7 protein-coding genes are annotated in these 7,748 nt (G+C 71.5%); 3 read left to right on the top strand and 4 right to left on the bottom strand.

All coding sequences use genetic code 11. From position 1 onward, the window contains the following. Positions 1-24: 24 nt before the first annotated feature. Genes ABZ914_RS42005 through ABZ914_RS42015 form a run of 3 tightly spaced genes read right to left on the bottom strand, consistent with a single transcriptional unit; the run spans position 25 to position 3,073 of the window. On the bottom strand, positions 25-870 hold the full coding sequence (locus ABZ914_RS42005; protein WP_206700361.1) for a carbohydrate ABC transporter permease: 846 nt from the start codon (positions 868-870) through the stop codon (positions 25-27). Further along, complete coding sequence (locus ABZ914_RS42010) at positions 867-1,802, bottom strand: carbohydrate ABC transporter permease (protein ID WP_500200278.1); 936 nt, start codon at positions 1,800-1,802, stop codon at positions 867-869. Before ABZ914_RS42010 ends, ABZ914_RS42005 begins: the two co-directional genes overlap by 4 nt. Further along, the gene (locus ABZ914_RS42015; RefSeq protein ID WP_500200279.1) at positions 1,802-3,073 is read right to left on the bottom strand and encodes an ABC transporter substrate-binding protein; all 1,272 of its coding nucleotides are present in this window, start codon (positions 3,071-3,073) and stop codon (positions 1,802-1,804) included. Before ABZ914_RS42015 ends, ABZ914_RS42010 begins: the two co-directional genes overlap by 1 nt. 271 nt (positions 3,074-3,344) lie before the next feature. Between ABZ914_RS42015 and ABZ914_RS42020 the strand changes: the two genes are divergently transcribed. Together ABZ914_RS42020 and ABZ914_RS42025 are read left to right on the top strand one after the other, a co-directional pair. After that, positions 3,345-4,994: a hypothetical protein gene (locus ABZ914_RS42020; RefSeq protein ID WP_500200280.1), complete on the top strand. Its 1,650-nt coding sequence runs from the start codon at positions 3,345-3,347 to the stop codon at positions 4,992-4,994. Between the two features lie 128 nt (positions 4,995-5,122). Beyond that, a complete protein-coding gene (locus ABZ914_RS42025; protein WP_500200282.1) occupies positions 5,123-6,067 on the top strand; it encodes a Rieske (2Fe-2S) protein in 945 nt (314 codons plus the stop codon). 75 nt (positions 6,068-6,142) lie between these two features. Here the strand turns inward: ABZ914_RS42025 and ABZ914_RS42030 are convergent, their stop codons facing one another. Further along, positions 6,143-7,021 carry an NAD(P)H-binding protein gene (locus ABZ914_RS42030; RefSeq protein WP_500200284.1) on the bottom strand — a complete coding sequence of 293 codons (879 nt, stop codon included), beginning with the start codon at positions 7,019-7,021 and terminating at the stop codon, positions 6,143-6,145. 122 nt (positions 7,022-7,143) lie between these two features. On the opposite strand from ABZ914_RS42030, the gene ABZ914_RS42035 reads away from it, so the two are divergent. Beyond that, on the top strand, positions 7,144-7,748 hold a 605-nt coding region (locus ABZ914_RS42035), incomplete at its 3' end, for a LysR family transcriptional regulator (protein ID WP_500200285.1).

Raw genomic sequence — 7,748 nt, forward strand, 5'->3', positions numbered from 1 at the left:
GGCGCCTCGGCGCCCGGGCCGGGGCTACTTCAGGCCGGCGGTCGCCACCGACCGCACGAAGAACCGCTGCGCGACGAAGAACAGCACGAACACCGGCAGCTGGCTGATCACCGTGCCGGCCATGAGCCGCGGCCAGTTCGTCGTGTGCGCGCCCTGGAACGTCTGCAGGCCGAGCTGGACGGTCATGTGCTCCGGGCTCTGCACCGCGATCAGCGGCCAGAGGAAGTCGTTCCACGTCTGCAGGAACGTCAGCACCGCGAGCGTCGCCAGCGTCGGGCGCATCAGCGGCAGCATCACCTGGAACAGGATCCGCAGCCGGCTCGCGCCGTCGATCCGCGCGGCCTCCTCCAGCTCCCGCGGCACCGTCATGAAGAACTGCCGCAGCAGGAAGATCCCGAACGCGGTCGCCAGGTTCGGCACGATCAGCGCGCCGAGCGTGTCGGTGAGCCCGAGCGTCCGCACCATGATCAGCGTCGGCAGCATGACGATCTGAAACGGCACCATCAGCGTGGCCAGCACCGCGACGAACAGCGCCTTGCTGCCGAGGAACCGGATCCGCGCGAACGCGTAGCCCGCCAGCGAGCAGAACACGAGGTTCCCGGCCACGCAGCTGACCGACACGATCGCGCTGTTGCCGAGCCAGTGCCCGAGCGGCGCGTCCCGCAGCGCGTCGGTGTAGTTGTGCCACTCGATGCCCGACGGCAGGCCGGGCGGGAACCGCCGCGTCTCGGCCTCGGTGGAGACCGACAGCAGCACCATCCAGAGCAGCGGCGTCACCATCACCAGCGCGATCGGCAGCAGGATCAGGTGCAGCGGGCTCGGCCGCCGGAACCGGCGCGCGGCCGGGGCGTTCATCGTCGTCATGCTCATCGGCCCTCGTAGAAGGAGGTGCGGCGGGTGATGGCGAGCTGCACCACGGTCACCAGCAGGATGACCAGGAACAGCGCGCAGCCGACCGCGGCCGCGTAGCCGCCGTCGAAGTCCACGAACGCCTTGTTGTACAGGTGGTAGACGATGACGGTGGTGGCGCGCAGCGGCCCGCCCTTGGTCGTCACGTACACCTCGTCGAACAGCTGCAGCGAGTTGATCGTCAGCCAGACGACGAGGAAGCCGGACGCGGGCGCCAGCAGCGGCAGCTCCACGTGCCGGAACGCCTTCAGCCGGCCGCAGCCGTCCAGCGCGGCGGCCTCCATCAGGTCCTTCGGGACGCTCTGCAGCGCGGACAGGTAGATGATGACGGCGAAGCCGAGCCACCCCCACACCGTCATCGCCACCAGCGCGAACAGCGCCTGGTTCGGATCCTGGAAGAAGCCCTGCTTGGGCAGGCCCGCCTTGGACAGTGCGGCGTTGACCGGGCCGAACTGCGGGTTCAGCAGCCAGTTGAAGATGATCCCGGTCGCGACCGTGGAGGTCACCAGCGGGACGAACACCGCCATCCGGTACAGCGTGATGCCGCGGATCCGCTGGTTGAGCAGCACCGCGATCGGCAGCGCCAGCACCATCGTCAGCGGCACGAACAGCACCGTGTAGATCGCCGACCGCCGGGCGGCGTCCCACATCAGCGGGTCCTTGACCAGCTCGGCGTACTTGGCGCCGCCCGCGAACGTGCCGGGGGAGGTGAGGTCGGTGTCCTGGAAGGACAGCCAGAACGACCACAGCACCGGCAGCATGCCGAAGATCCCGATCAGCAGGATGGCCGGGGAGACGAACCCCCAGCCCGCCAGGTGCTCGCCGAGCCGCCGCCGCGACCGGCGCGGCCGCCGGTCCTTGGCGGCGGGCGCGGTCAGCGCGGTGGACGCCATCAGGAGCCCGCCAGGATGTCGTCGACCTGCTTGGCGGCGTCGGCGAGCGCGGCCTGCGGCTGCTTCTTGCCGAGCAGGACCGCCTGCACGGCGGTGCCGAGGGCCTGCGAGATCTGCGGGTACTGCTTGATGTTCGGACGCGCCTTGGTGACGTTCTGGCTGAGGTTGTCGATGAACACCTTGTTGCCGGGGTACTTGGCCAGGTAGTCCTTGTACTCGGGCAGCTTCTCCTCGGACGCGCGCAGCGGCAGGTCACCGGTCTGCGTGGCGTATCGCAGGTGGATCTGCGGCGACGTCAGCCACTTCAGGAACGCCCAAGCGGTCTTCTGCGCCTTCTTGTCGAAGAGCATGTAGTAGTCGGGGCCGGAGATCGTGGCGTGGGTGGCCTTGCCGGGCAGGTACTGCACGCCGTACGAGACGTCCTTGTTGATCTGGCCGAGGTCCCACGGGCCGGTCCACAGCATGCCGATCCGGCCGGAGTTGAACAGGTTGAGGTACTGCTGGTCGCCGGTGTCGAGGTAGACCGACTTGTCGGTGACGGACATGTCGTGCAGCAGCTGCATGGCCTGCTGCCCGGCGGGGGAGTCGAAGGCCGCCTTCTTGTTCGCGGAGTCGAGCAGGTCGCCGCCGGCCTGCCAGAGGAGGGCGAGGAAGCGCCAGACGGTGTCCTCGGTCCCGTCGTTGACGTAAGCCCAGCCGTACTTGTTGTTCCCCGACAGCTTCTTCGCCGCGTTCCTGAAGTCGTCCCAGGTCCAGTCCGGCGTCGGGTACTTCAGGCCCGCGGCGTCGAACATCTTCTTGTTGTAGACGAGGCCGAGGTTGTCGACCAGCGCGGGGATCCCGTAGATCTTGTCGTCCACGGTGGCGCCCTGGCGGGCCGCGGGGAAGAAGTCGTTCCAGTCGACGGCCGGGTCGCCCTTGACCAGCGAGGTGAGATCCTGGGTCTGGTGGCGGCCGGTCAGCGCGGTGATCGACGAGCCGTACTGGTAGGCGACCGAGGGCGCCTTGCCGGACACGAAGGACGCGAGGGTCTTCTGCAGCGTGTTGTCGTTGTTGCTGAAGACCGGCTCGACCTTCTGGTCGGGATGGGCGCCGTTCCACTCGCCGACGAGCTTGGTGATCGTCTCGGACTGGACGTCGGTGTACCCGTGCCAGAAGGTGATCTTCTTCGCGTCGCCGCCGCCGCCCGAGCCGCAGGCCGAGGAGAGGCCGGCCACCAAGGCGACCCCGGTGACCAGCGCGGTGATCCGGCGACCGCTCGGCTGCCTCATGATCGCCTCCAGATGCTCGTGCTCGATTGTGCAGGATGCGCGGCACTTTAGAACACAATCGCTCAACGGGCAAGGGATCGCGGGACCTCTACGTGGGTTGCTGGTCGCTAACCCCGTCAATCGATCACAATGTTGCAGCGAAGATGCGTGATCGCGCTTGTCGGGGCCGTTCGATCGACAATGATCGGGTGGGGGAGGCGATGATGGCGGAAGTGAGCGGACCGTCCCTGCCGCCGGGCGGGGCGACGGCGGCGGCCGGGCCGAGGCCGGCATGAGGGGGGCGACGGCGGTCCTCTCGTGCCTGCTGGTCCTGTTCGCGCTGTCCGGCGCGGTGCCGGCGGACGCGGTGACCGGCAGCGTCCGCGTCCGGCCGGGCGACGACTGGACGCTGCCCGGATGGGTCCGCCCCTCGCCGAACAGCGGGTTCTTCTCCGAGCAGGCCGCCCCGGAGCACCACGTCGACCTGCGCGGCCTCGACCTCACCTGGCGCCAGCTCCAGCCCGGCGGGCCGGGACGGCTGCGCGACGACACCACCGGCACCGCCGAGGACCTGACCTTCCGGCTGCTGCGCGAGCAGCTCGCGCAGAAGCGGCCGTTCTGGATGCGCGTCTTCGCCAGCGGCTCGTCATGGGCGCCGGGATGGGTGGCCGACGAGTGCGGCGTGGAACCGATCGGTCCGGACTACGAGGGGCGGTACCACCTGCCCGTCTGGAACGAGTGCGTATGGGGGCGGCTCCTCGGCCTCTACAAGAAGCTGTTCGTCGAGTCGGGCCTGCGCGCCGATCCGCGGCTGCGGTTCGTCTACGTCCCCGGCGCCTTCACCTGGGCGGAGTTCGACTACGACATCGTCAGCGCGGCCGCCAAGCAGGGACTGACCTTCGAGGAGTACCGGTCCTGGTACTCGCATGCCTGGCGCGACCTCGCCGCGCTGTTCGGGCCGTACCGCACCAAGCTCGTCTTCACCGGCGAGGACTACCCCTGGAGTCCGTGGGGGAGCAGGACGGACCTGTTCGCCAGGCAGGCGGTCGACGCCGGCCTCGGCGTCCGCACGGGCATCACCGAGGAGTTCAACTACCACCTCAGCGAGGCCCCCTCCTATGGCAGCCGCATAGAGCCCGACGGGCACATGACGGTGGACGAGAGCCTGCCCGTCCACGACGGACGGCACGTCGTCGCCACCGAGAACGAGTGCTTCAACGACTGCGGCTACACCACCGCCGACCCCTACTACGCCGTCCGCCAGGCGAACCTGAAGGCGCTGCAACTGCGGATGAACTGGGTGTACGTGGTGCCCGGCCCGTCCTATATGAAGCAGTACCCGGCCCAATGGCAGTGGGTGCGGCTGAGCATCGGCAAGACCGCCTCCGACTCCCCGGACGCCTGGGCCGCGCTCCGCGACGCGGAGGACACCTATTGGAAGGACGGGACCGGACCGTTCACCGGGAACCGCGCGTGGCGCACCCGGCCGTGGGTGCGCAACCTCGAACGCTGGCTCGTCCAGCGCGACGTCCGGCCGGACGGCACCCCGCGCCGTTCCACGGCCGACGTCCACCGCAACGTCCTCTCCGAGGAGAACGGCACCGCCTACGAGGGGCTCCGCACCGACCGCGCGCACGGCCAGACCTCGATGTACTTCGACGTCGACGACCGGTTCCGCGCCCGGCGCGACCGGCGGGCGGTGGACGTCAAGGTGACCTACCGCGACGCGGGCCGCGGCGCGTGGTGGATCGAGTACGAGGGCGGGCGGTCGCCGCGCGTCCGGCGCTCGGGCGACGGCGCGTGGAAGACCGCGACGGTGCGGCTGCCCCGTCCGGTGTTCGCCGGACGCCTGCGCGGCGGCACCGACTTCCGCCTCGCCACCGGCGCGGGCGACGACCTGGACGTCCGCTTCGTCCGCGTGGTCCGCCGCAGCGGCCCCTGACGGCGGGCGCCGCCCTCCGGGCCGCGGCCGTCCCGCGTTTTGCATCCCGCAGGGCGGATAAGGAGCGGACGAGCGACGTCGTGCGATCGCGGGACGTGACCGTTCTCTCGGGCCTTGGGGAGGCAGTGATGAGCATGCCGCACAGAATGGTGCGCCGGCTGGAGCAGGCGGAGGTGCTGGACAAGGTCGCCGGGCCGCTGAGCTCCGCGGTCCAGCGCGTGGTACGGCCGCGGATCGTCCGCAACCTGCTCAGCGGGACCCATCTGGGCCATCCGCTGCACCCGCCGCTCACCGACGTGGCGATCGGCGCCTGGAGCATGTGCACGCTGCTGGACGCCGTCGGGGGACCCGACGCCGAACCCGCCGCCGACCTGCTGGCGATCACGGGGGTGGCCGCCGCCGTGCCGACCGCGATGTCCGGGCTGAACGACTGGTCCGACACCCTCGGAGCCGAACGGCGGGTGGGCATGGTCCACGCCGCGGCCAACACCATGGCACTGGGCCTGTACGGGGCGTCCATCGCCATGCGGGCCCGCGGGGACCGCCGCGCCGGCAGGGCCCTCGCGCTCGCGGGCTTCGGGGTGCTGGGGTTCAGCGCCTACCTCGGCGGCCACCTGTCCTTCGTGATGGGCGTCAACGTCAACCGCACCGCCTGGCAGCAGGGGCCGCAGGACTGGACGCCGGTCCTCGGCGAGGACGAGCTGCCCGACAGCGAGCACCGGACGGTGGACGTCGGCGGCGTCCCGATCATGCTCTACCGGGCGGACCGGCAGATCTACGCGCTGGCGGCCACGTGCACCCACCTCGGCGGGCCGCTGGACGAGGGCACGGTCGCGGAAGGCTGCGTCACGTGCCCCTGGCACGGCAGCACCTTCCGGCTCTCCGACGGCGGCGTCGTGCGCGGACCGGCCAGCACGCCGGAACCCCGCTTCGAGGCGCGCGTCCAGGACGGGCGCATCGAGGTCCGCGTCCCGCCGCCGGGCGCTCCGGCCCGCAAGGGCGAGGGCGCGCACGCCGGCCCGACCGAGCGGATGGGCCGGGCGGCCCGCCGCCGGATGGCGCGGGTCTCCTGACCGGCCGCCCCGCGTCCCGTCGCGGGCGGGCCGGGCACCGCGAACCCGGCTCCCGGCCCGCGACGCGTCCGCGGCTCAGCCGAGGACGGCCGGCTTCAGCTCCTGCTCGCACCACTCGCGGAAGGTGGTGGGCGAGGTGGACTCGGGAGTGCGCGGCTCGGCACTGTCCAGGCCGTTCTCCTTGGCCACGGCCATCTCGACCAGTCCCTGGGCGTTCGCCTCGGACACCCCGCGCGCGAGCATGCTCTCCTTGAAGGCCTCGACGGAGATCCGCTGATGGCGGACGGGCCGCCCGAGCACCTCGGACATGATCCGCGCCAGGTCGTCGTTCGACAGGTCCTCCGGGCCGAGCACCGGGACGTCGCCGCGCCCCGTCCACGACGGGTCGAGCAGCAGCTTCAGGGCGGCGTCGGCGATGTCGCGGCAGGCGCACGTCGGCAGCTTGCGGTCCCCGGAGATCGCCGAGTAGAACACGCCGTCGTTCTTGATGCTCTCCACTTGGCCGAGCATGTTGTCCATGAAGGTCGGCAGCGTCAGCGCCCGGAAGTGCACGCCGGTGCCCGCGATGAGGTCGTCCATCTTCAGCGTCGCCGTGACGTGGCCGGCCTCGGGGAGCACCCCGCGGCCCAGGGCGGAGACGCAGACGACCCGCTGGACGCCCTGGCTCCGGAACGCCTCGCAGGCCGGGCCCGCGAAGCGGGAGTAGACGTCGTCGAGGCTCTCGGCCCGGTGGTCCGGCGGCGCGAGCCAGAAGACGGCGTCGGCGCCCGCGAACGCCTTGGCCACGACGTCGGGGTCGCCGTGCGACCCTTCGACCACCTCGGCGCGCTCGCGCACGTGGTCGGGCAGCCGGGACGCATCCCGCACGATCACGCGGACCGGTGCTCCGGCGGCGAGCGCGCCGTCGACGACCCGGCGGCCGATCCTGCCGGTGGGCGTGGTGATGACGATCATTGAAGTCTCCAGACGCGGAAAAGGGGAGCGCGGGCGCCGGAACGGCGCCGGCATCGACCAGTCAAGCCACCGCCGCCGCGGACCTGAAGGATCGATCCGGTCCGCATTGATACCCTGGGGATATGAATGACCTGGAGTCGCGGCAGCTCAGGTACTTCGTGGCCGTCGCCGAGGAGCTGAACTTCGGGCGGGCCGCCGAGCGGCTGGGCATGGCGCAGCCGCCGCTGTCCCGGGCGATCCGCGAGCTCGAACGCGGGCTCGGCGTGCGGTTGTTCGAGCGCACCACCCGCCAGGTCGCGCTGACCCCCGCCGGCGAGGTGCTGCTGCGGGACGCGCGCACCGCGCTGGAGGCGATCACCGCCGCCGCCCGCCGGGCCGTGCACGCCGGACGGCCCGCGCCGGAGCTGCGGCTCGCGCTCAAGGCCGACTTCGACGCCGGGCTGCTGCCGCAGTTCCTCGCCGCCTACCGGCAGGAGCCCGAGGCGATCCCGGTGGAGCTGGTGCTCGGCGGCCGGGGCGACCAGGAGGCGGCGCTGCGCGACGGCCGCGCGGACGTCGCGGTCCTGCCCGAGCTGACCGACGACCGCGGCCTGGACGTCGAGCCGCTGCTGACCGAGCCCCGGCTGGTCGCGCTGGCCGCGTCCGACCCGCTCGCCGCCCGCTCCTCGCTGTCCCTGTCCGACTTCGCCGGCCGGGTGCTGCCCGACGGCAGGCCCGCCGAGCTCGG

It is taken from the genome of Spirillospora sp. NPDC046719 (genome assembly GCF_040645715.1).
In the GTDB taxonomy this organism is placed as follows: domain Bacteria; phylum Actinomycetota; class Actinomycetes; order Streptosporangiales; family Streptosporangiaceae; genus Spirillospora.